This is a genomic window from Amycolatopsis sp. NPDC051071 (assembly GCF_040682875.1).
Lineage (GTDB): Bacteria > Actinomycetota > Actinomycetes > Mycobacteriales > Pseudonocardiaceae > Amycolatopsis.
Window position 1 is genome coordinate 32,440 of sequence record NZ_JBFBBY010000035.1, and the last position, 21,033, is coordinate 53,472.

Genomic DNA, 21,033 nt, shown 5'->3' on the forward strand with positions numbered 1-21,033 from the left:
CGGCTCAGCGGCGCTCGCGGTCGAGCCGGGCGGCCTCTTCCGGCGTCGGCGCGGTTCCGCCGAGGTGCTGGGGCAGCCACCAGCGCTCGTCGTCGGAGGACGGCTTCTCGGGGTAATCCGCCTGGACCCGGTCCACCAGCGCGGACATCCGCACGCGAAGGTCCTTCGAAAGGACTTCGGCGTCCTCGTCGGCCTTCGGGTGCATCGGCTCGCCCACGAGGATTGAGATCGGGACGTGGCGTTTGGTGAGGTCCTTCGGGTGACCCTTGGTCCACAGCCGCTGCGTGCCCCACAGCGCCATCGGCACGACCGGGACGCCCGCTTCGGCGGCCATCCGGACGGCGCCGGATTTGATGTCCTTCACGGTGAACGAGCGGCTGATCGTCGCTTCGGGGAACACCCCGACGACCTCGCCGCCCTTCAGCCGCTCGACGGCTTCGTGGTACGACGCGAGACCCGCACCGCGGTCGACGGAGATGTGGTGCATTCCGCGCATGAGCGGACCGGCGACGCGGTTACCGAAGATCTCCTTCTTCGCCATGAACCTGACCAGGCGTTTCGCCGGTTGGGCGCCGAGCCCGCAGAAGATGAAGTCGAGGTAGCTCACGTGGTTGCAGGCGATGACCGCCCCACCGGTGGCGGGGATGTGCTCGGTGCCCTCCACCCGGATGCGGTTGTCCAGCACCCGGAACATGAGTTTCGCCGCCATGATGACGGGCGGGTAAACGAGCTCAGCCATTCGTCCAGGTTACGCTACCGTAGGGTAACCAACCTACGGTAGCGTAGGTCACATCCGGGCGTTCACGTCATCGCCCCAGGTCAGTACCCTAAAATGCGTTGGTGACGCACGAAACCACCGAAATCTCCTTGCTGCCGAGAGGCAGGCCCGGCGCTCAGCGCTGGTGGGCCTATCTCGCGCTGGGCACGATTTCCCTGATCAACCTGATCTCCTTCATGCCGAAGTTCCCCAAGCCGCACGAACAGGCCTGGGGCGACGCGGTGAACTACTACCGCATGTCCGAGCAGACCGGCGCGGCCGTGGAAAACCCGTTCGCGTTGCGGATGCTGAGCCCGTGGATCGTTCATCGCGGCAATCTGCTGACCGGGCTCTCGCTCGACGTCCTCTGGGTCGCCTTCACCTTCGTGGTCACGCTCGCCACGATCCTCGTCTTCTTCGAATTCCTGCGCTCCTGCCTGAAGCTGCAGTTGTTCACCTCCGTCCTCGCGTCGATCGCGCTGGCCTGCACGTTCTGGTACGCGCCCTACGCGTTCAGCAACCCGTGGCTGGTGGATCCGCTCAACAACCTGCTCTATCTGCTGGCGATCTGGTTCATCCTCAAGCGCAAGCTGATCCCGTTCGCGATCGTCATCGTGCTCGGTGCGATCAACAAGGAGACCACCCTTCTGCTGGCGCCGCTGTACCCGCTGGTCGCGTGGACGCGCGGCCGCTCGTTCCGCGATCGCGATGTCCTGGGGGGCATCGGGGTGTTCGTGGTCGCGCTCGGCGCCTACGCCGGCTACCGGCTCTGGGCGCAGAACCTCATCGGCGGCGACTACGGCTTCGGCGCCGGGCAGTCCAACAGCGGTCTGCTCGACAACATCCGGTTCGCGCTCAACGCGAGCAAGGGCACCGGTCAGGTCGAACTGTTCAGCACGTTCCACTTCTTCTGGCTGATCTTCGGCTACGGCCTCTACCAGCAGTACCGGCGCCAGGGTCTGCGCGCGGAACTGCTGATCTCCAGTGTCTGGCTGTTCGCCTGCTGCCTGGCCGGGCGACTGGTGGCGACGGACACCCCGCGGGTGTTCGTGATGATGGCGCCGCTGATCGTCGCGGTCACCGCACTCGTACTCGACCAGCAGCGCAGCGAGGGACGGCGGCTCTGGGTCGGCGCGCTGTTCTTCCTCTACATCGCGGTGAACCTGCGGCTCGTCACCGGTGCGGCGGTGTTCTGGATCGACGCCGTCGCACTACTGATCTTCGCCGCACTGATGTCCTTCACGACGAAGTCGCGTTGGGCACAGGGCAACGGCTTCCTCGGATTCGGGCCACATCAAGGGACGTTGGATGTCGGCGACGTCAGGGACTCTGAACGCTCCTGATGCGCGAAGGTCACCAGCGCCGGTACCACCGCGAGCAACGTGCAATACAACGCGATGACCTGGTGTTTGACGTTCTCCAGGCCGTCACCCAGTGCCGCCAGCGCGAACTGCCCGGCGGCGACGGCGAGCAGGAAGCCCAGCGCGACGCCCACCGCGTCTCGCCGGGTCTTCCAGCCACGCCAGGCGATCAGGGCCCATATCGGCAGCAACGCGAAGAAACCCAGTGGCGCCAGCAGGTTGGTGCTGGTCGACGCGATCGGGACCCGGAATTCCCGCGCCTCCGGGGCGAAACCGGCCGACTGGTCGAAACTGCCGAGGTAGGGCGGCCGCGCGGTGAGCAGGTCGCCTGCCGCGCCGTTCAGGATTTCGAGGGTGCGCAAGGGATGTGTGGCGACGTAGCCGACGACGTTGTGCCTGCTGATCTGCTCGCGGTACTTCGGGTATTCGGGATCCATCGTCGCCGGCTTCTGATGCCACCAGCCGTTGCCCGCGTACTGTGCGAACGAGGCGGGCAGTCCCAGCGCGGCGAGGTCGGCCACCGCGTCATGCCGACCGTCCACAATGGTCAGGAAGATCGTGTTGAACACGTTGATCTCGCGTGAATCGTCGCCAGGACGTGCGGCGAGCGAGCCGTCGGGCAGCTTCGCCGGCTCGACGGTCTGCTGCGCGTAGGCCGTACCTCCGGCGAGCGCGCCGATGACGAACACCAGTGGAAGCCACCGCTTCAGGCCGCGGACCCCGGCCGGGCGGACGAGCAGGACCGCGAGCGCGAGCAACGGCAGGATCATCAGCGTCTGAACCTTGGCGTTGACCGCGACGATGCCGCCGAAGAGCAGCACGGCCAACCCCGCGTAGCGCCACCAGCCCGGCCGCGCGGCCACCAGCAGGCCTCCGAGGGCGAGCAGAATTCCGAGGAACGCGGCGCCTTCGCCGAGCACGGAAGCGAAGTAACCGAAGAACGCGGAGTCTCCGACGACCAGGAGCAGCCCCACGGCCGCGAAGCCGCGGACGCGGCGCGAGTACGGCAGGCCGACCACGATCAGCGCGACCGCGGCGGCGGCGAGGACGCTCATAAGTACGCCGAGAACGACCAGGCTGAGCGTCGATTCCAGGCCGAGCAGCCCGCCGAGTGATCGCGCGATCCGCGCGAACCAGCTCTGGCTCAGCAGATAGGTCGCGTCGCATTCGCCTGCCGGGACGGTGTACTCCAGCCGCGCGAACTGCTCCGGCTTGCCCTTCCACGGGATACCCGCGCCGCACAGCACGCGGAAACCGTCGCCGTTGTCGGAGAGCCCGACCGGGCGCGGCACGAGGAAGCGGACGAGCAGCACGGTGAGCGTGGCGGCGAACACGCCGAGGCCGAACAGGCGTCCACGGCGCGACGTCACTTCCAGCGCGGCAGGGCTCAGTTCGTCGACACTCACGAAAGGCACGGTACGTGGCGGAAATCGGGTGACAGGTCGAGGGCCGCGATGACCGACCGCTCGACGTCCGCCCGCAGGAAAACGGTGAGCCACGACGAGGTGCCTTCGCGGCGGAAGGTCGCGACGCGGTATCTCGACGCGTACGCCGGGTCGATCACGCAGGACTGCTTCGCCGAGTAGCCGCTGTCAGTGATGACGGCGAGCGTCGGACGACGTGTGAAGACGACGGCCTCTCCGGTGTCTTCGGTCTGGCCGCGGACGCCGACGATCTGCAGTTGCGTCCCAGCGTGATACGACAGCACACCGGGTGCGGAGGTGCTCACGATCGAGCCGGGCGGCAGGTAGGCGTCGAGCCAGCGGCCGATCTCCTCCATCTGCGTGCCGTGGTCGTGCCAGGCACGCACGCGCGCCAGCATGTCCGGGCTGAACACCGAGACCAGCACAGCGAGCCCGGACAACGTCATCGCGACGGCGGGCATCAGGCGCTGCACCGGCGGCCTTGGCCGCGGGCTCGGCTTGGTGACCGCGGTGAGCACGCCGTAGACCGACACCGCCGCCACCGAAAGCAGCGGCGGAATCGGCGCGAGCAGGCGCCACGCCGGTCCCGGGTCGCCGCCGAAGAAGACCACGAAGCCGGTGAGCCCGGCGGCGGTGAGGAGCATCAGCCAGGTCAGCGACCGCGCCTCGGCCTCGTGCGGTGTTCGGCCGTTGCGGCGGCGCAGCAGCAGCGCCACCGCCGACACCAGGCCGAGCAGCAGGAAACCCTGGTGCGCCACCGCGAACCCCGACAAGTACTGCCAGCCGCGGTCGAATCTGGCACCGACATCGATGTCGAAGGGGATGAGGACCGACGTCGGCAGGATGTGGTTGTAATAGGTCAGCCGCCACGCCGTCCATGGCACGGCGAAGACGAGCCCGCCGAGCAGCCAGCCGGCCGGTGACCACCAGGTGTACCGGCCGCGCAGGGCGGCGGCGACCAGCCAAAGCCCGACGAGTACCGCGAGCAGGAGCCCCGACGGCCGGGTCATCATCGCGAAGGCGACGAGCACCCCGGCGACGACCGGGTGCCGTCCCGCGAGGGAGGCGAAGACGCCGAAGACGAGCAGAACGAACAACGGCGTCTCGGTGCCGGAGCCGCCGTACGCTGCGAGACCGCCCGCTCCCGCGACGAGCACCGCGGCGGCCACGCCGTAGGCCGGACGCGGTTCGCCGGCCGCTCGCGCGACCACCCGGTTGACCGTGACGTACGCGAGCAGGACGGCGCCGAGGGTGGCGAGGATGCCGAGCACGATCGCGGACGTCTCGATATCGGCCCCGAAAGCGGCCTTCGGCAACGCGATCGCGATCATCCAGAGGAAATTGGCGTAGCCCTCGACTCGTTCGCCGGTGTTGAACACCGGCCCATTGCCGTCGGCGATGTTCTGCACGTAGCGGAAAGTGATGTAGGCGTCTTCGGCGATGGTCATGAACAACAGCTGGTGTATCAGCGAGAAACCGAGAGTCAGTGTGAGCGCGGCGACACGCCAGTTCCGGTCGGCACTGATCTTGGGCCAGGCCAGGAGGACGAAGGCGGCGACCACGAACCAGGCGCCGACGACCGCGATCACCACCTGATCCCCACCCTCCCGGGCCGAGCCTCTCCCCTGACGAAAAGACTACGGTCAAGTATCGATCACCGCCCTAAGGTGTTTCTTTCGGCGCAGTTACTTGACACGAATGGGTGAGTCGAATGCGCTCGGAGTAGGCAGCACTCCGCCGTTTTCCCCGTCGGGATGTGACCCGTTCGGGTAACCCTCTCGTCCGGCGTGACGGCCCTGACCGCGTTTCGTCCTCTGGTTGCGGTCCTTGCGCGTGCAACTACCGCAACTAGAGGACTAATTGCGGGGAGCGGCGAGGCGCGCGGAGAGGGCGGCCGCGCCGGCGGTGATCAGGTCGGCGACGGTGAACATGACCCGCGAAGCGATGGCGAAAGCCGTCGCCTGGCCGACGGTGAGGCCGGACGCGGTGAGGACGGCGACCTGCGCGACCTCGCGGACACCGACCCCGCTGGGCAGGATGAACGCGAACGTCCCGACGGTCATGGCGACGGCCATCGCGCCGACGCACAGCACGAACCCGCTGAAGCCGGGCGTGCCGACGGAGTTCGCCAGCAGCCACAGGTGCACGCCCTGCAGCGCCCACGCCGCTGTCGACGAGCCGAACACCTTGCCGACGACCGACCAGCTCAGCCGGTGGTCCAGCGGCGGGCGGCGCAGGGTCCGCAGCACCAGCGACGTACCCCAGGTGAGGACGCGCGGGTGCAGCATCGCCAGCCCGACCGGGATGAGCACGAACAACCACATCGCGCGCGGGCTGTTGCTGAACACGGCGGGGGCCGCGAGCAGCGAGACGACCAGCGCCGACACCACACCGACGCCGAGCTGGATCAGCGAACCGGTGAAGATCCGGGCCCTCGCGAGCCCGGCTTTGCGGCCCAGCTCCATTTGCAGCAGGTACGCCCACACCGAACCCGGCACGTACTTGCCGAGCGAGCCGACGAGACAGATCTGCGCGCCCCTGGCGTAGCCGATCGGCTTGCCGAGGTCGTCGACCATGACCTGCCAGCCGTGGGTCGACACCATGATCGCGGCGATCAGCGCGAGCAGGCTCAACGTGGAGGATTCCCAGGCGACGTCGGACAACGTCCGCCAGAATTCACCCCAATTGGCGACCAGGGTCTTCGCGGCGAAACCGACGACCGCGAGGATGGCGATCCAGCGGACGACGTCGAGGATCTTCGCCTTGGTGGATTTCGGCTGCTTTACCGCAACCGGAGACTCCCCTTCGGGCGTTTCGACGGTCGTCACTGAACCTCCTCGCACAAAACTCTGTCGCCGCAGGTCAGGCCTGTACGGTGACGAGGCGGCTGAACTCGGTCAGCAGATCGTAGCCGTCCCAAATCGTGGAGAACGTCAGGGCCGATCCGAACGGAACGACACGGTCGACACCGCGGCCCGCCAATTCCGTCACGAATTCGGTCAATTCGTCTTTGCTGAAGCCGAATTGACCGACGGTTTGATCTTTGCGGAGCACGATCGGCACGAGGTCGGAAAGCGTGTCGACCCGCGCGTTGGCGAAGGTACCCGCGCCGAGCCACTCACGCGGCAGGACGGCGGGGTCGGCCAGCTCCAGTGTCGCGAGACCGTTGCCCTGGAACTCGATCCCGTTGACGAGCCCGTCGACGGCCGCGCCGTAGGCCGAAACCCGCTTCTGGACGGCCATCGCGGGCTCGGTGACGTGCTGTTTCGTCGCCAGCACTTCGGCGAGCAGCTTCCGGAACTCCTGCCCGGCTTCCTTGGCGCCTGCCTCGTCGCCGACCCAGAACACCGCACGCGGTGACGAGCAAGCGGCCTGGTCGAACCAATACGAGTCGTTGTAGAAGCCCTCGGCCGCACCGCGGCGCTCGGCATCGGAGGCGTTCTGCCAGCCTCGCACCGACGCGACCGCGAACGACGAGCGGTCCGGGAAGGTCAGGTCGCGGGCGTGCGGCGCCAGCGGGTACTTGCGCAGTGCGGCGACCGAAGCGTCGCCACCCCAGATGACCCGCAGGTCCGCGGCGACCGAGAGCGCGCCGCTGATCGCGTCGCTGCGGTCGTAGGTGACCATGCGCTGCGTCGCGGTGATCGCGGCCGCGGTATCGGCGTCCACTTCGGACAGTGCGGCGTTCAGTGCTTCCAGCACGGTCTCGGCGGCACCGGCCGAACGTGACGAAACGCGGACGACGTTGTGATTACCCGCGAGCGCGGAAAGTGCCCACGAGTACACGAAGATCGTGTCGACGTTGGCGGGCGGGACGTGGAAGACGAGGCCGCGCGGGAAGCGCAGCGCGTCACCCGAAGTCTCCAAAGTGGACAGTGCTTTGGCGATTTCTCCCTTGCGCAGGAAGAAACCGAGCGACGCCAGTTCCGGGAACCGGCGCGCGGTCGCGGGTGCGAGGAGCTTGCGCGCGAACTTCGTCAGGAACTCGATGACACGCGGGTCGCCGACGCGAAGCCGTCCGCCGACGGGCTCGGCCCGCAGCTCTTCGACCAACGAGGAAACCTCGATGCCGTCCGCTAGCGGAAAACGCTGATTGAGGGTCATGCCGCTGCTCCCTGGAAGGTGTCCGAGCAACCGCGGGCCTCGGCCTTGGGCAGCCTGCCCATGACGGAGAAGTGCTTGCCCGGCCAGTCGCCGTCGTCGATTCCGTTGTAGACACCGAGGTCTTCGGTGAGCAGGACGTGGCCCGGATACGAATGCGGCAGCGTGCTGACGACCTCGATCACGCCGGGTTCGCCGACCGGCTGCTCTTCCCAGGTCTCCGGGTTCCGGATCACGACGTCGGCGAAATCGGGGCAGTACAACGAATTCCCGGACGGTCCTTCGAGGAACACGGTGCCGATCTGCTCGATCATCCCGTAGTAGTTATGGATCCGCTCCAGGCCGGTGTCCTCTTTGAAGCGACGGCGGAACTCGGTGTTGTCGACCGCGCGGTCGATCAGCTTCTTCCAGCCACCCGAGTGGATCAGGATCCCGTTGGACAGATCGAGCTTGTGCTCACGCGCGACCTCGTAGAGGTACTGCCACACCATGAAAGTGAAGCCGAAGATCAGGAACGGCTTGTCGCCGTAGGTCGCGAGGAACGTCTTGACCGCCTCGACGTCCGGCTGGTCGTTCTCGTCCAGCACGTACGTATGCTTGCGGCCGAAGTTCGCCATGCCCAGCACACCCGCGCCGCGCGCCGAGAACGAGCGGCGGTTCTTGATGATGCCGACGGTGTCGACCATCAGCATCGGCAGCCGCTCGCCGCCGAGGACCTCCTGCAACGTCGCGCCGAGCTGTTTGGTCTGCGCGCCCGCGGCGACCTTGTCCAAGTAGATCCGCGACGCGCCCGCGCCGGTGGTGCCCGACGACGTCAGCGTCTTGAAGACCTCGGACTCCGGAATGGACCTGAGGTCGTGCGTCTTGAACATCCGCACCGGCAGCCACGGCAGATCCGCGATGGACGCGAACGACGCGTCCCGCGCGATGCCCAGCGACGAGAGGATCCGGTCGTAACCGTCGGAGTTCTCCCGGTGGTGCGCGGTCAGCTCGGCCAGCTGCGGCAGCAGCGACTTCTCGCGCTCCGCCTGCGAAAGCGTGAACACACTCATACCTGGGCCTCCAGCGACCGGTAGTCGATCTTGCCGCTGGCCAGCAGCGGCACGGTGTCGATAGGGCGGACGTCGAACCCGCTGGTGTGCAGGTGCAGCCGCTCGGACAACGCCTTCGACGCGTCCTTGCAGATATCCTTGTCCGCGCCTTCCGCGAACAGGACGACCTTGTCCCCGGCCGCGACGGCGGCCACGACGTCGATCCCCACCGAAGCAGAACGCACGGCGTTCTCCAGATCATCCAGGCTGACCCGGTTTCCGAAGATCTTGCCGATCCGCTTGAGCCGTCCGGTGAGGTAGAGGAACCCGTCTTCGTCGAGGTAGCCGAGGTCGCCGGTGGGCAGCACGCCACCCCATTCGTCGCCCGCGGCCAGCCCGGCCTCGTCGTCGGCGTAGCCCATCATCACGTTGGGCCCGCGGTAGATGACCTCGCCGACGATCTTCGGGTGCGTGGTCTCGGAGCCGTCCTCGCGCCGGACGGCGAACGAGCCGCCGGGCAGCGCGGGCCCGGCGGAACCGAGTTTCTCCGCGAGCCGCTCGGCCGGGACGGTGGTCATCCGCGGCGCGGCCTCGGTCTGCCCGTACATCACGAACATCCGGCCGCCGGCCGCGCGGATCTTGTCGTTGAACTGGGCGACGAGGTCGTCCCGGAGCTTGCCGCCCGCCTGGGTCAGCGTGCGCAGCGTCGGGTACTTCGCCGGGTCGAACTTGAGGCGCCGCAACATCTCGTAGTGATACGGAACACCGGCGAGCGACGTCGCCTTGTGCTCGTTGACCGCGTCCCAGAACCCGCGCCCGAGCACGCCGGAGGGCTCGATGACCACGGTCGCGCCGCGGACGAGATGCGAATTCAGCACGGACAGGCCGTAGCTGTAGTGCAGTGGGAGGCTGGTCGGCGCGACCTCGTGGCGGTCGATGCCAAGCACTTCGGCGATCGCGTCGGCGTTGGCGAACACCGCGCCACGCGAGAGCCGGACCAGCTTCGGGTTACCGGTGGAACCGCTGGTCGGCAGGAGGATCGCCAGTTGCGGATGCGGCTCGATCCCTTCGGCGGACTCGCGAACCCAGTCAGACCCGAGTCCATCGGAGACGCCGTAACCCTCAGGTGGGGGTGCGTCCGGCGCGGACAGCACGGCCGCCGGGCGGAAGCGCTCGATGAGTCCCGCCAGGACGTCGGCGTCGAGCGCCGGGTCGATCAGCGCGATCGCGCGGCCGGCCTCGAACGCGCCGAGGTAATTCAGCACGCTGCCGAGGTCCATCGACATCCGCGCGAACAACGCACCCGGCGGCAGCAGCGACAACGCGGCCCCGACGCGGGTGACCTCGGTGCCGAGTTCCTCGCCCGCGAGCGTTTCACCGCTCGTGACGTCGATCAGTCGCGCACCCACACCCAGAAGGGTCATTACAGTTCAATCCTCCGACCGATTTCCGACCGCGATCGGTCCGGCAGGGCGGTCGGGCGTTCACCCGCCGGGTTCACCGACCGGCGGCCCTGCCACCCCGACACCGGGGCCTTCGGCCGGCCGTGGGCAGCCGCACCTCGCGCCGTCATTACAGAACAAGTCCTCCGTCGATGCCCAGCACCTGCCCGGTGATGAACGAGGCGTCATCACTGACCAGGAACCGGATCGCGTTCGCCACGTCCTCGGGCGTCCCGAGCCGTCCGAGCGGGGTCTTGCCGATGTTCTCGGCCTTGGCGTCCTCGCTCAGGCCCGAGGTGAGGTCGGTGTCGATGACGCCGGGCGCCACCGCGTTGACCCGGATCCCGGAGCGGCCGAGTTCCTTCGCGGCCGAACGCGCGATGTTCGCCACCGCCGCCTTCGAGGCCGCGTACACCGTCTGACCGGCGCTTCCGTGCTCGCCGACGATCGAGGCCAGCACCACGATCGCGCCGGTTTTCTTGCGCATCATCGCCCTGGCCGCGGCCTGGACGGTGTGCAGTGTGCCGGCGACGTTCGTGCTCAGCGTGGTGTCGACCAGTTCCTCGCGGATCATCCCGAGGAGCGCGTCCTCCATGATCCCGGCGTTGGCGACCACGATGTCGAGTTTGCCGTGTTCCTTGGCCACGCCGCGGACCAGCGTCGACACGGCCTTGGCGTCGGTGACGTCGAGCGCGAGGCCGTCCGCGGCCCCCGCCGCGGCCGCCGCTTCCTTGGCCTTGGCCTCGTCGCGGCCGGTCAGCACCACGGTCGCGCCCGCCTCGGCGAGCACCCGCGCGGTGGCCAGCCCGATGCCCCGCGTACCCCCGGTGACCAGGGCTACCCTGCCGTCCAGCGTCATTTGGACTGGAGGTCCGTGACCATGTCGACGGCGACCTTGAAGCTGGACATGTCGATCACCTGGTCGGTGTCGAATTCCACGTCGAACTCGTCCTCGATGGCCGCGACCAGCGCCATGTGACCCACCGAGTCCCACGCCTCGATGTCGCGGTACTTCAGGTTCTCGACATCGACCTCGCCGTCGAGGTCCAGCGCCTCGACGAAGACCTCACGCAGCTTGCCGGCGACTTCCGCCATCGTTGTACTCCTACTCACTCGCGCGGACGGGCGTCCCACGCCTTCACCAAGGTAGAGAGGTCGCCGGGCAGCCGGTCGGCCAGCCCGTCCTCAGGGAGACCGGCCTTACCCTTCAGCCACGGTCCCAGTGCCTCGATGGTGGCGTCGTCCAGCCCCCGGCGGGACAGGCCCACGGTGTTGACGCCGGTCACCCGCGCGGGGTTGCCGACGGCGATGGTGAACGCGCCCACTTCCTTGCGGACCGCGGAGCTCATGCCGACCATCGCGCCGGGGCCGATCACGACCCGCTGGTGCAGGATCGCACCCATGCCGAGGTTCGCGCCGGACCAGATGTGGCAGTGGCCGCCGGTGATGACGTTCGAAGCGACCGTGACGGCGTCTTCGACCAGGCAGTCGTGGGCGATGTGGGAGCCGCGGAGGAAATAGCCGCCGTCACCGATGGTGGTCGTACGCCAGGTGCCCTGGTGGACGCTGACGTACTCGCGAATCCGGTTGCCGCCGCCGATGACGACGCCGTGGCCGTCGTGATCGGGATCACCGGCCGGCGCGGTTTCCCAGGCGGCGGGGTGCTCGCGGCCGCGGTCCTCACCCGGGGTCCCGATGGTCACGTGCGGGCCGATCCAGTTGCCGTCGCCGACGCGCGTGGGCCCCACGATGACGGTGAACGGTCCGATGACGTTGTCGTCACCGAGCTCGACACCCTCACCGATGACTGCGGTCGGGTGGATGCGGTTCACCACGTGAGATCCGTTCGTCGTGGCTGGGAGACAGCCTGGGGTAATGGGTGCTTCGGCGGTCCCGGTAACGTGTGGCCCGCGCCAGAGAGGGCGGCCGGGCGCAGAACCGGCGGCTCACTGTACCGGACGCACCAGAACGCCCAGTCGAGAGAGACTTGCAGATGATCCCCATTACCGTGGTCGACGTCCGTGACGCGGAGGACCTCGTCGTCGAGGTGCTGCGATCCGGCGCCATCGCACAGGGACCGATGGTCAAGCGCTTCGAGGACGCGTTCGCGAGCGTTTCCGGCACGAAGCACGCGATCGCCGTCAACAACGGCACCACCGCGCTGGTCGCCGCCATCCAGGCGCTCGACCTTCAGCCGGGCGACGAGGTCGTCACCTCGCCGTTCACCTTCGTGGCGACGCTGAACGCGATCCTGGAAGCCGGCGCGACCGTCCGCTTCGCCGACATCCGGCGCGACGACTTCGCGATCGACTCCGACGCCGTCGGCGCCGTGATCACCGATCGCACCAAGGTCCTCATGCCGGTCCACCTCTACGGGCAGACCGCGGACATGGGCAAGCTCGCGCCGCTGGCGGCCGAGCACGGCCTCAAGGTCATCGAGGACTCCGCGCAGGCCGTCGGCGCGTCGTTCGAGGGCAGGCAGGCCGGATCCTTCGGGATCGGCTGCTTCTCCTTGTACGCCACCAAGAACATCACCACCGCCGAGGGCGGCGTCATCACCACGGATGACGACAAGCTGGCCGACGCGCTGCGCGTCCTGCGCAACCAGGGCATGCGCGCCCGCTACCAGTACGAGGTCGCCGGGCACAACTACCGGATGACCGATCTGCACGCCGCCGTCGGCATCCCGCAGCTGGAGAAGCTGGACCAGCTCACCGCCGCGCGCCAGGCCAACGCGAAGCGCCTCACCGAAGGCCTCGCCGGCACTCCCGGTCTCGACCTCCCGCAGGTCCTGCCGGGCCGCGAACACGTGTGGCACCAGTACACCGTGCTGGTCGGACCGCACGCCTTCCTCTCGCGTGACGAACTCGCCGCCGCGCTCACCGAACGCGGTATCGGCAACGGGATCTACTACCCGAAGATCGTCTTCGACTACGACTGCTACCGGAACAACCCGCTGATCCCCGACGCGAAGGCCGAGGACTTCCCGGTGGCCGCTTCCGTCGCCGCGCAGGCGCTTTCGCTGCCGGTGCACCCGCACCTTTCCGAGTCCGACCTGGACACCATCATCGAAACGGTTCGCGAGGTGCTCGGCGCATGACCACGCACAAGATCGCCCTCATCGGCACGGGCAACATGGGTTCACTGCACGCCCGTGTGCTCGCCGCGAACGAGAACGTGAACCTCGTCCGCGTGATCGACCCGCGTGAAGAGGCAGGCCGCAAGGTCGCCGAACGCTACGAAACCCAGTGGACGCCCGAAATCGGCTCACTGTCCGATGTGGACGCCGTCGTGCTCGCTTCGGCCACCGAGGCACATTACGAGCTGGCGCAGGAAGTCCTGGGCCAGGGCAAACCGATGCTGGTCGAGAAGCCGGTGTGCAACAGCCTCGAATTCTCGAAGGAGATCGTCAGGCTTTCGGCGAAGCAGGACGTCCCGCTGATGTGCGGGCTCCTGGAGCGCTACAACCCGGCCGTGATGACCGCGCGGGCGCTGGTCAACGAGCCGGTCCACCTGATGGCCCGCCGCCACGGCCCGTACGCGCCGCGTATCAAGACCGGTGTCGCGTGGGACCTGCTGGTGCACGACGTCGACCTGGCGATCCAGTTCTTCGGCGGCGCGACCCCGGCGCGGGTCGCCTCCGGTGCCGGCTACTTCCACCCGAACTCGGTCGAGGGCGCCGAAGACACCATTGAGACGGTGCTTTCGTTCGAGACCGGGCTCGCCACGGTTTCCGCGTCCCGCCTCGGGCAGCGCAAGGTCCGTTCGCTCTGGGTGTCCGAACTGGACCGGATGATCGAGATCGACCTGCTCCGCCGCGACGTCACCATCTACCGGCACGTCTCGCACGACTCTGTCACCGAGGACGGCCTCGGCTACCGGCAGCAGACCGTCATCGAGATCCCGGAACTGGTGACCGCGCGCGAGCCACTGGCCACCCAGCTCGACCGGTTCCTTGAACTGCTCGAAGGCAAGGTCGACGCCGACACCGAGCGCGACCTGATCCTGCCGTCGCATGTCGTCGTCGACCAGGTGCTCACGCAGGCGGCCTGACCTTCTAGCCCTCAATTAGTCCTCTGGTTGCGGTACTTGCACACGCAAGGACCGCAACCAGAGGACTAATCGCGTTATTTGGTGAGGCGCTGGCCTTTGGCGTCGTAGGCGGTCAGCGGGGTCAGGACGTTCGAAGACTGCACCTGGGAGCCTTCGAACCAGAAGATCACGACCGACGGGTCTTCGCTCCAGACGGCCGTCCTCGCCTCGACCGGCTTTCCCCGGACGGTGCTGGTGATCCGCACCGCCGGACCGGCGAAATAGCCGAACACCGGGATGAACGTGTTCCGGACGAGCGTGCCGCCGCCGGTGGCGTGGAAGCCGAACGAGCGGTCGGAGCCCCGGGTCTCGTTGGTCATGTAAAGACCGTCGAAGGTTCCGTCGTCGTTCTGGTAGGCGACATTCAGGCCGAACTGGATGTCCTGCAGGGTCGGCTCGTCGAACGCGGTGGCGTAGAGCACCATCTTCCGGTCGCCCTCACCCTCGACGTCGAGCGGGATCACGTCGCCCAGCGGCTGGGCCCGCGGATACGGCGGCGCCGTGGTGGCCGTCGACGCGGGAAACGACGAAGGCGACAACGAAGGCGAAGGCGACGAAGCGCTCGCCGCGGGCGGGAGGGCCTCAGGCTGCCGCGCGGGCTCGCGGAGGGCTACCGCACCGACGATGACCAGCACCGTCACCACGGTCGCGGCGACACCGCCCGCGCCGGTCACCAGACGGCGACGCCGCCGGATGCGCTTGCCCTTGGTCATGATCGCGGCGATGTCGGGCGCGGCGAACTCCTCGGCAGGCTCTTCGCGCAGTGCCGAGCGCAGCGTTTCGAGGTCGGTCATCGTCCCAGTCCGCCGATCAGTTCCGTTCCGTCCTCCGCGGTGATCCGCAGCTTGGTCAGTGCACGGGAGTTGGTGCTCTTCACGGTGCCAACCGAAACACCCAGTTCACCCGCCACGTCGGACTCCTTCAGGTCGAAGAAGTGCCGGAGCACGATGACGGCCCGCTCCCGGTCTGTGAGCGTACGCAACGCGTCAAGCAGCCATTTCCGCTGGACAACGGCCCCGGCGACGTCCGTGCCGCTCGGCCGCTCGGGGATCTGCTCGGTGGCGTTCTCGCGGATCGGGCGCCGCCAGCCGTCGATGATGTGGTTCACCAGTACCTGCCGCGCGTACGCGTAGGCGTCCTTGCGGCGGACCCGCGACCAGGCGGCGTACGTCTTGGCGAGCGCCGTCTGCGCGGCGTCCTCGGCCTGGTGCCGGTCGCTGGTCAGCAGGTAGGCGGCATGCTGCAGACGGCTCGACGAGTTCCGCACGAACTCGACGAACTCGTCATCGCCGCGAGCCACCTTGATTCCCACATTTCTTCGACGGTTGGCCACTTGAAAGGTTGCTTCAACCTTTTCTACCGGTTCCTCGTAAAAGTCTCTGAATGATCTTCGACCACTGGGAGGAACCGCACATGAAATCACCCAGGAAGCGGACACTGCTGGCGGGCGGCGGAATCGTGGCCGCCGGGCTCGCGGTCGTGGTCTCGAGTGCGCTGACCGCCAGCGCGGCCCCCGCTCCGGTACCCGCGCCCGACCCCGCCGCCCAGGTCGAGGCGCTCGCCGCTCCGGCAAAGCAGGCCGAGGAGCCGGACCACACGCCGTGGGGTGACGTCATCGGCACCGGCGTCCAGAGCGCCGCCGGTGAGCTGGTGTTCTACGGCGTCAAGGTCGACGTCGAGCAGCTTCCGCAGACGACGTTCGGGATCATGGCGGGGCACCGGTCGGCCGACGGCAAGGTCAGCGCGGCCCTCACGACCAACGAGTCCGAGGGCTCCGACAAGTCGCCCGGCTTCCACGCGGTGTCCGGCGGGCTGAACGGCATCCCGGCCTTCGGCTACTACGCCGGACCGGCCGTGAAGATCACCGCGAAGGTGAACGACAAGGCCGTGACCGCGCACCAGGCCGCGTGGAGCGTGGACCCGAACGTCGTCGTGTTCTGGTTCGACTCGGACTCCGACCCGCTGGACCTGGCCGCCTTCGACGCCTCGGGCACGCAGCTGCCCGCGGGCAACACCGGCGTCGGCCACGGCTGATGGGCACTTTGCCCGCGTAAAACGTGGGCGCTTTCCCCGCCCGCGATGCGGGGAAAGCGCCGTTCAGCTCTTGCGGCGAAGGAAGCGGAGCGCGACGACGAGTCCGGCGAGGACCACGGCGACCGCGAGCACGATCCACACCCAGGTCGGCAGCAGGCCTTCGAGAGTGGTCTCCTCCGCCCGCGGAGCAGGCGTCGCGCTGGTCGCCGGTTGTGAAGCGGGCGCGGCATTGCTGGACGACGGCGCCGCGACCGGGGCGGACAGGTTGAACTTCACCGTTCCGCCGGACTCGTGCGAGTCCTCGAAGGTCACCTTGTAGCGCAAGGTGTACTCACCCGCGGGCCCCACGGCCTGGACCGGCGCGGTGATCACGGCCCCGGCGACCTCCGCGCGGCCGACGGTCCACTTCGCGTTCTCGGGCCCGGTGATCTGGATCGGGTCCGCGTTGAGAGTGACCGGACCGGTGAAGGTCAGCTTGATCTGCGTCGGCGGCGTCGCCAGCGAAGCGCCCCTCTCCGGGTCGCTGCTCTTCAACTCCGAGTGAGCCATCGCCGGCGTCGCCGCACCCAGCAACGCCAACCCGGTGACCAGCAGCGACGCGCCGAACCGCTTGAACCTCATCTGGACATACCCCCACTCCTCGCTGGCATGACAGTAGTCGGTCACCTGGGCTTCGCGGTTCCCCAAGTACCCTTCCTCGGGCCCGGTCAGTAGCCCCCGTCCGGTAGCTGGCCGAAGTAGTCGTCGTTCAGGTCGGTCTCCAGCCCCGGGCTGACGCCGAACGGCCCGGTCAGCCCGCCTTTGACCTTGACCCGGCGCTTGCCGTCTTCACCGGATTCGACACCCACCCCGAACTTCGCGCCCACCCCCGCCGACAGCTCGGGCTTGGCCTTGACCAGCAGCGGCCCGAGCGGCAGCTCCATCTCCGGCCCGGTGACCTTCGCGCCGAGCAAGGCTTCGAGGTCGATCTGCGGGCCCTCCTTGGTGATGGTCAGCTCCAGTTTGCCGTCGATGCCGAACGAGTAGTCCCCCTCGACCAACCCGTTTAACGCGCTCCAGTGCCCCTGGTCGGCGTAGGCGTACCCCTCGACGGAGAAGATGCGCCCCTTCCTGTTCGGCCCCTCCGGTTTGAAGCCCGCGTCAGGACCGGTCGACTCGACCTTCAGCAGGCGACCGATGGCGTCCTGGATGGGTTTGCCGATCCGGGCCAGCTTTTCCACTATCAGTTCACAACCGTCGTTGTCCTGCTTGCAGCCTGGAGTGACCCAGTCGTCATCGTCGCCCCAAGGAATGCCGCCGTCGCCATCCGCGGGTGCCGTCAGGCTCGCCAGGCGAGTGGTCGGCACGGACGTCGCGGGGACGGATCGGGCGCGGATGTTCGAGGGCCGCTCCACCCTGGATGGCTTCTTGTCCCGCTTCTCGGCCTTGTCGTCATTGTCGTCATCGTCGTGGTCGTCATCGTCGTGGTCGTCATCGTCGTGGTCGTCGCGGGGCTTTTCGGCCTTGCGGTTCTTCCAGTCCTCAGTGTGGTCCCACTGGTCCTTTTTGGACTCCCGGCCCTCGTCATCGTCGTGATCGCGATGCCCGGACTTGCGGCCTTCGCTGTATTCATAGTCCTTTTCGGACTTGCGATCGTTGCCGTCGTCGTTGTTGTCGTGGTCCCGCTGCCGGGGCTTCTTGTCGTTGCCCTTGTTGTCCTTCTTGCCGTCGTCGTTGTTGTCATGGTCCCGCTGCCGGGGCTTCTTGTCGTTGCCCTTGTTGTCCTTCTTGCCGTCGTCGTCGTTGTCGTGGTCCCGCTGCCAAGGCTTCTTGTCGTTGCCCTTGTTGTCCTTCTTGCCGTCGTCGTTGTCGTCGCGGTCCTTCTGCTCAGGCTTGCCGGTCTTCTTCCCGTTGTCTTTGTCCTGGCTACGCGGCTTTACCGCCTGTTTCTTCGACGGTTCCACCGGCTTCAGCTGCTCACCCTTCTTCTGCAGGTCGCTCTTTCCCTCAGGCTTGATGATCTGCGGAATACGCTGGGTCTTGTTCTGCGGCGCGAGGCCGAGCGGACGATCCCCCGTCGACCCCTTACCGCCGCCCTTGCCACCGCCTTCGCACCCCGCCGTACTCGCTTTGCACACGTCGGCGCCGGGACTCTCTTTCGCCTGCGCGACAGCCGCCCCTGTCAACCCGAAGAAAACAGCGAACGCCGCGCCGGTCGTCACCTGACCGAGAACACGCGGGACGCTGGAAACCGTGCTTGCCATCTGACCGCCCTCGTCGGTGGCCGTGGATCGGCCACGGCCTGGACAATCACGGTGCGCCGAGGTGGTTCAGTGCCGGTTCATCGGCGGTACAACGCCGTGGCCTGGCCGGACCAGGTTCGGCTGATGAACAGATCCTGGGGGATTCGCCTGCCTGCTCCTCGCCGTCACCGCGTGATCAGGGGCGCTGCGCGTAGCGGGTGGTGAGGGCGTTGAGATCGAGGGTGAGCGGGACGCCGTCGAAGTCGAGTGACACCTTGCCGGTGTGCTCACCGAAGTTCTCGTACTCGCCGTCGACCAGGCGGTAGGTGACCATGCTGACCGGAGCGTCGAGGTCGACGATCCAGTAGTGCTCGATACCGACCTCGGCGTACTCGGAGAACTTGGTGACCCGGTCGGTGCGGACGGTGCCTTCGGAGAGCACCTCGATCACGAGCCGCACGTCCTCGGGAGACACCCTCGGAACGTTCAGGTCGGTCAGGCTCGTGACGACGACGTCCGGCACACGAAGGGTCAACGGTTCCTCGGCGATCAGCAACTCGACGGCGGCCAGAGCCGGGAGCCGCCCGTCCAGCCAGTACGCGAGTCGCGTCACGGCCAATTGGTGCCGGGCGCCCAAAGAGGGCGGCATGACCAGCACGCCGTCGGCCACTTCGGCTCGGTTCCGGGGCATGGACGCCCAGTCGGCGAGGGTCACCTGGCTCATCGGTAGTGCGGACTCGTCATTCCGTGAAATCGCCGGCCGGAGCGCCCCAGGACCCCGGGGCCTCGCCGCGTTCCTCCGCCAAAGCACGCCGCCGCGCGTTCTCGCCGCGCACCCGCTCCACTTCGGACTGGATGTACTCGTCGTCGTAACGCTGGAACACGCGTGCCGGGTTGCCCGCGACCAGTGTGCGCGGCGGGACGTCCTTGGCGACCACGGAATTCGGCTGCACGGTGGCGAAATCGCCGATCGTCACCCCCGCCATGATCACCACGAGGCCGCCGATGAAGCAGCCCTTGCCGATCTTCACCGGCTTGCGCTCGATGAGGTCGCTGCCGGAATGGTTTTGCAGTGTCATGTTCGCGAGCCAGCTGGAATGGGTGAAGATCAGCGTGTTCAGGCCGATGCTGGTGTGCTCGCCGATCTCCAGCCCGCCGCTCGCGTCGAGCGCGGCGCCTTCGCCGATCCAGCAGTGTTCGCCGATCGTCAGATTTTCCGGACTGATGATCTTGACCCGTTCGCGGACTCGCGTCGACTCGGGCAGTCCGTAGAACTTGGCGCGCTCGGCGTCGTTCATGTACTGCGAGACGAGTTCGGTCAGGATCTGCGGGCGCAGCCGGTTGCTACGCTCGTCATCGAAGAACATCGGCCTCGGTCACCAGTTTCTCGAAGGTGCGCAGGTGTTCGTCGGCGACGACGTCGAGGCCGAAGTTGGCCCGCACCATCGTGCTTTCCCGCTGTGCCACCAAAGCCCGCTTCTCGGGGTTGTCAAGCAGTTCGATGACGGTGTTCGCCACCGCCTCGCTGTCGTCCGGCCGCACCAGCAGGATGTTCTCGCCGTTGCGCAGTTCGATGCCCGGGTAGTTGTCCTCGGTTACCGAAGCGATGGTCGCGGTCCCCGAGAGCATCGCTTCCAGCGACGCGGTGCCGCAGCCGCCGTTGAGGTCGTGCGTGACGATGTCGGCCGCGGCGAAGTACGCGGGGACGTCCGCCTTCGGCACGGCGCCGGTGACGATGATGGCGTCCGCGACGCCGAGTTCTTCCGCCCGCTTCAGGAAGACGTCGTGATACACGCGGCCGACGACGACCACCTTCACACCGGGATGTTTGTCCAAAATGGACGGCAGCGCCTCGACAAGCGGGAGCCGGTTGCGCAGCGGGATCACGTGCCCGAGCGAGACGATCACCGGACCGTCACCCAGTTCGTGCTCCGCGCGTACGTCGAGGGTCAACGGCTTGTCGAAATTCCCGGTGTCGACGGCGATCGGGAAGTAGTCCGAGTTGTCGTCGCTCGTGCCGTAGCGCTCGACGCAGTAGTCCACGCCGAGCTTGTCGAGGATGACGTACCGCGGCTTGAGGTAACGCAGGATCGGGTTCACCAGCACGGTGTCCAGGAACCGGAAGACCCCGCCGTACAGCTTGTTGTCGCTGATCAGCAGCGTGTGGATGGTCAGCAGCATCGGCAGCTTCCGCCGCCGCGCGTAGAGCCCGGCCAGCCAGGACAGGTCGAAGAACTGCCCGTGCAGGTGGACGGCGTCCGGTTTGAACTCGTCCAGCAGCTTCCACAGCCGCCGCCAGTTCCCCGGCCGCAGCGAGGCGAAGCTCATGTCGAAGTCGATCGACAGGCCCACCTGCGGCATCTTCACCGCGGGCAGGCGGACGACGCGGTAGCCGTCCTTCGTCTCGTCGGCCGGGGCGTCGGCGTAGGCCGCGGTGATCGCGAGCACCTCGTGCCCGCTCGCGGCGTACTGCTCGGCCAGGGACGCCGCCATATGCGCGCTTCCGCCCACCCTCGGCGGGAAGAAGTTGTTCACGACCGCGATGCGCATGACGCGGCTCTCCCCCGGC

The 21,033-nt window shown here is 67.5% G+C and carries 21 protein-coding genes; 4 read left to right on the forward strand and 17 right to left on the reverse strand.

Annotation, left to right across the window (positions count from 1 at the left end):
• Nucleotides 1–4: 4 nt before the first annotated feature.
• Complete coding sequence (locus tag AB0M65_RS14630) at nucleotides 5–739, reverse strand: lysophospholipid acyltransferase family protein (protein ID WP_364026869.1); 735 nt, start codon at nucleotides 737–739, stop codon at nucleotides 5–7.
• A gap of 101 nt (nucleotides 740–840) precedes the next feature.
• On the opposite strand from AB0M65_RS14630, the gene AB0M65_RS14635 reads away from it, so the two are divergent.
• A complete protein-coding gene (locus AB0M65_RS14635; protein ID WP_364026872.1) occupies nucleotides 841–2,100 on the forward strand; it encodes a hypothetical protein in 1,260 nt (419 codons plus the stop codon).
• Here the strand turns inward: AB0M65_RS14635 and AB0M65_RS14640 are convergent.
• From AB0M65_RS14640 to AB0M65_RS14680, 9 genes are all read right to left on the reverse strand, one after another.
• The gene (locus tag AB0M65_RS14640) at nucleotides 2,052–3,524 is read right to left on the reverse strand and encodes a hypothetical protein (protein ID WP_364026875.1); all 1,473 of its coding nucleotides are present in this window, start codon (nucleotides 3,522–3,524) and stop codon (nucleotides 2,052–2,054) included. The two genes, AB0M65_RS14635 and AB0M65_RS14640, sit on opposite strands and share 49 nt — an antisense overlap.
• Nucleotides 3,521–5,134 carry a hypothetical protein gene (locus AB0M65_RS14645; protein WP_364026878.1) on the reverse strand — a complete coding sequence of 538 codons (1,614 nt, stop codon included), beginning with the start codon at nucleotides 5,132–5,134 and terminating at the stop codon, nucleotides 3,521–3,523. The genes AB0M65_RS14640 and AB0M65_RS14645 overlap by 4 nt, the downstream gene beginning before the upstream one ends.
• 264 nt (nucleotides 5,135–5,398) lie before the next feature.
• Entirely contained in the window at nucleotides 5,399–6,370 is a 972-nt protein-coding gene (locus AB0M65_RS14650) for a lysylphosphatidylglycerol synthase transmembrane domain-containing protein (protein ID WP_364026881.1), read from the reverse strand.
• 34 nt (nucleotides 6,371–6,404) lie between these two features.
• Nucleotides 6,405–7,646, reverse strand: a complete 1,242-nt coding sequence (locus AB0M65_RS14655) for an acyl-CoA reductase (protein ID WP_364026884.1) — start codon at nucleotides 7,644–7,646, stop codon at nucleotides 6,405–6,407.
• On the reverse strand, nucleotides 7,643–8,695 hold the full coding sequence (locus tag AB0M65_RS14660; RefSeq protein ID WP_364026887.1) for an acyl-protein synthetase: 1,053 nt from the start codon (nucleotides 8,693–8,695) through the stop codon (nucleotides 7,643–7,645). Before AB0M65_RS14660 ends, AB0M65_RS14655 begins: the two co-directional genes overlap by 4 nt.
• The gene (locus AB0M65_RS14665) at nucleotides 8,692–10,098 is read right to left on the reverse strand and encodes an AMP-binding protein (protein ID WP_364026890.1); all 1,407 of its coding nucleotides are present in this window, start codon (nucleotides 10,096–10,098) and stop codon (nucleotides 8,692–8,694) included. The genes AB0M65_RS14660 and AB0M65_RS14665 overlap by 4 nt, the downstream gene beginning before the upstream one ends.
• 148 nt (nucleotides 10,099–10,246) lie before the next feature.
• Nucleotides 10,247–10,975: an SDR family NAD(P)-dependent oxidoreductase gene (locus AB0M65_RS14670; RefSeq protein ID WP_364026893.1), complete on the reverse strand. Its 729-nt coding sequence runs from the start codon at nucleotides 10,973–10,975 to the stop codon at nucleotides 10,247–10,249.
• Nucleotides 10,972–11,211 carry an acyl carrier protein gene (locus AB0M65_RS14675; RefSeq protein ID WP_005149592.1) on the reverse strand — a complete coding sequence of 80 codons (240 nt, stop codon included), beginning with the start codon at nucleotides 11,209–11,211 and terminating at the stop codon, nucleotides 10,972–10,974. The genes AB0M65_RS14670 and AB0M65_RS14675 overlap by 4 nt, the downstream gene beginning before the upstream one ends.
• Nucleotides 11,212–11,225: 14 nt before the next feature.
• Nucleotides 11,226–11,951 carry a UDP-N-acetylglucosamine acyltransferase gene (locus AB0M65_RS14680; protein WP_364026897.1) on the reverse strand — a complete coding sequence of 242 codons (726 nt, stop codon included), beginning with the start codon at nucleotides 11,949–11,951 and terminating at the stop codon, nucleotides 11,226–11,228.
• A 158-nt stretch (nucleotides 11,952–12,109) separates the two neighbouring features.
• On the opposite strand from AB0M65_RS14680, the gene AB0M65_RS14685 reads away from it, so the two are divergent.
• Nucleotides 12,110–13,216, forward strand: coding sequence for a DegT/DnrJ/EryC1/StrS family aminotransferase (locus AB0M65_RS14685; RefSeq protein ID WP_364026900.1), 1,107 nt, complete (start codon nucleotides 12,110–12,112; stop codon nucleotides 13,214–13,216).
• Nucleotides 13,213–14,169: a Gfo/Idh/MocA family oxidoreductase gene (locus AB0M65_RS14690; RefSeq protein ID WP_364026903.1), complete on the forward strand. Its 957-nt coding sequence runs from the start codon at nucleotides 13,213–13,215 to the stop codon at nucleotides 14,167–14,169. The genes AB0M65_RS14685 and AB0M65_RS14690 overlap by 4 nt, the downstream gene beginning before the upstream one ends.
• A gap of 74 nt (nucleotides 14,170–14,243) precedes the next feature.
• On the opposite strand, the gene AB0M65_RS14695 is transcribed toward AB0M65_RS14690, so the two are convergent.
• On the reverse strand, nucleotides 14,244–15,002 hold the full coding sequence (locus AB0M65_RS14695; RefSeq protein WP_364026906.1) for a hypothetical protein: 759 nt from the start codon (nucleotides 15,000–15,002) through the stop codon (nucleotides 14,244–14,246).
• On the reverse strand, nucleotides 14,999–15,508 hold the full coding sequence (locus AB0M65_RS14700; protein ID WP_364026909.1) for a SigE family RNA polymerase sigma factor: 510 nt from the start codon (nucleotides 15,506–15,508) through the stop codon (nucleotides 14,999–15,001). The genes AB0M65_RS14695 and AB0M65_RS14700 overlap by 4 nt, the downstream gene beginning before the upstream one ends.
• A gap of 113 nt (nucleotides 15,509–15,621) precedes the next feature.
• Between AB0M65_RS14700 and AB0M65_RS14705 the strand changes: the two genes are divergently transcribed.
• Entirely contained in the window at nucleotides 15,622–16,242 is a 621-nt protein-coding gene (locus AB0M65_RS14705) for a hypothetical protein (RefSeq protein ID WP_364026912.1), read from the forward strand.
• Between the two features lie 63 nt (nucleotides 16,243–16,305).
• Here AB0M65_RS14705 and AB0M65_RS14710 read toward each other — a convergent pair whose 3' ends face one another.
• From AB0M65_RS14710 to AB0M65_RS14730, 5 genes are all read right to left on the reverse strand, one after another.
• Nucleotides 16,306–16,863, reverse strand: coding sequence for a copper resistance CopC family protein (locus tag AB0M65_RS14710; RefSeq protein ID WP_364026915.1), 558 nt, complete (start codon nucleotides 16,861–16,863; stop codon nucleotides 16,306–16,308).
• Nucleotides 16,864–16,949: 86 nt separating this feature from the next.
• On the reverse strand, nucleotides 16,950–18,485 hold the full coding sequence (locus AB0M65_RS14715) for a hypothetical protein (protein WP_364026918.1): 1,536 nt from the start codon (nucleotides 18,483–18,485) through the stop codon (nucleotides 16,950–16,952).
• A 175-nt stretch (nucleotides 18,486–18,660) separates the two neighbouring features.
• Entirely contained in the window at nucleotides 18,661–19,188 is a 528-nt protein-coding gene (locus AB0M65_RS14720; protein ID WP_364026921.1) for a Uma2 family endonuclease, read from the reverse strand.
• Nucleotides 19,189–19,204: 16 nt separating this feature from the next.
• The gene (locus AB0M65_RS14725) at nucleotides 19,205–19,831 is read right to left on the reverse strand and encodes an acyltransferase (protein ID WP_364026924.1); all 627 of its coding nucleotides are present in this window, start codon (nucleotides 19,829–19,831) and stop codon (nucleotides 19,205–19,207) included.
• Nucleotides 19,818–21,014, reverse strand: coding sequence for a glycosyltransferase family 4 protein (locus AB0M65_RS14730; RefSeq protein ID WP_364026927.1), 1,197 nt, complete (start codon nucleotides 21,012–21,014; stop codon nucleotides 19,818–19,820). Before AB0M65_RS14730 ends, AB0M65_RS14725 begins: the two co-directional genes overlap by 14 nt.
• Nucleotides 21,015–21,033 lie beyond the last annotated feature (19 nt).

Excerpts from the sequence above, each read along its gene's own strand:
- AB0M65_RS14665 (WP_364026890.1), bottom strand. The coding sequence starts at position 10,098 with ATGACCCTTCTGGGTGTGGGTGCGCGACTGATCGACGTCACGAGCGGT.
- AB0M65_RS14655 (WP_364026884.1), bottom strand. The coding sequence starts at position 7,646 with ATGACCCTCAATCAGCGTTTTCCGCTAGCGGACGGCATCGAGGTTTCC.
- AB0M65_RS14670 (WP_364026893.1), bottom strand. The coding sequence starts at position 10,975 with ATGACGCTGGACGGCAGGGTAGCCCTGGTCACCGGGGGTACGCGGGGC.
- AB0M65_RS14675 (WP_005149592.1), bottom strand. The coding sequence starts at position 11,211 with ATGGCGGAAGTCGCCGGCAAGCTGCGTGAGGTCTTCGTCGAGGCGCTG.
- AB0M65_RS14715 (WP_364026918.1), bottom strand. The coding sequence starts at position 18,485 with ATGGCAAGCACGGTTTCCAGCGTCCCGCGTGTTCTCGGTCAGGTGACG.
- AB0M65_RS14710 (WP_364026915.1), bottom strand. The coding sequence starts at position 16,863 with ATGAGGTTCAAGCGGTTCGGCGCGTCGCTGCTGGTCACCGGGTTGGCG.
- AB0M65_RS14720 (WP_364026921.1), bottom strand. The coding sequence starts at position 19,188 with ATGAGCCAGGTGACCCTCGCCGACTGGGCGTCCATGCCCCGGAACCGA.
- AB0M65_RS14690 (WP_364026903.1), top strand. The coding sequence starts at position 13,213 with ATGACCACGCACAAGATCGCCCTCATCGGCACGGGCAACATGGGTTCA.
- AB0M65_RS14705 (WP_364026912.1), top strand. The coding sequence starts at position 15,622 with ATGAAATCACCCAGGAAGCGGACACTGCTGGCGGGCGGCGGAATCGTG.
- AB0M65_RS14660 (WP_364026887.1), bottom strand. The coding sequence starts at position 8,695 with ATGAGTGTGTTCACGCTTTCGCAGGCGGAGCGCGAGAAGTCGCTGCTG.
- AB0M65_RS14695 (WP_364026906.1), bottom strand. The coding sequence starts at position 15,002 with ATGACCGACCTCGAAACGCTGCGCTCGGCACTGCGCGAAGAGCCTGCC.
- AB0M65_RS14725 (WP_364026924.1), bottom strand. The coding sequence starts at position 19,831 with ATGTTCTTCGATGACGAGCGTAGCAACCGGCTGCGCCCGCAGATCCTG.
- AB0M65_RS14730 (WP_364026927.1), bottom strand. The coding sequence starts at position 21,014 with ATGCGCATCGCGGTCGTGAACAACTTCTTCCCGCCGAGGGTGGGCGGA.
- AB0M65_RS14685 (WP_364026900.1), top strand. The coding sequence starts at position 12,110 with ATGATCCCCATTACCGTGGTCGACGTCCGTGACGCGGAGGACCTCGTC.
- AB0M65_RS14630 (WP_364026869.1), bottom strand. The coding sequence starts at position 739 with ATGGCTGAGCTCGTTTACCCGCCCGTCATCATGGCGGCGAAACTCATG.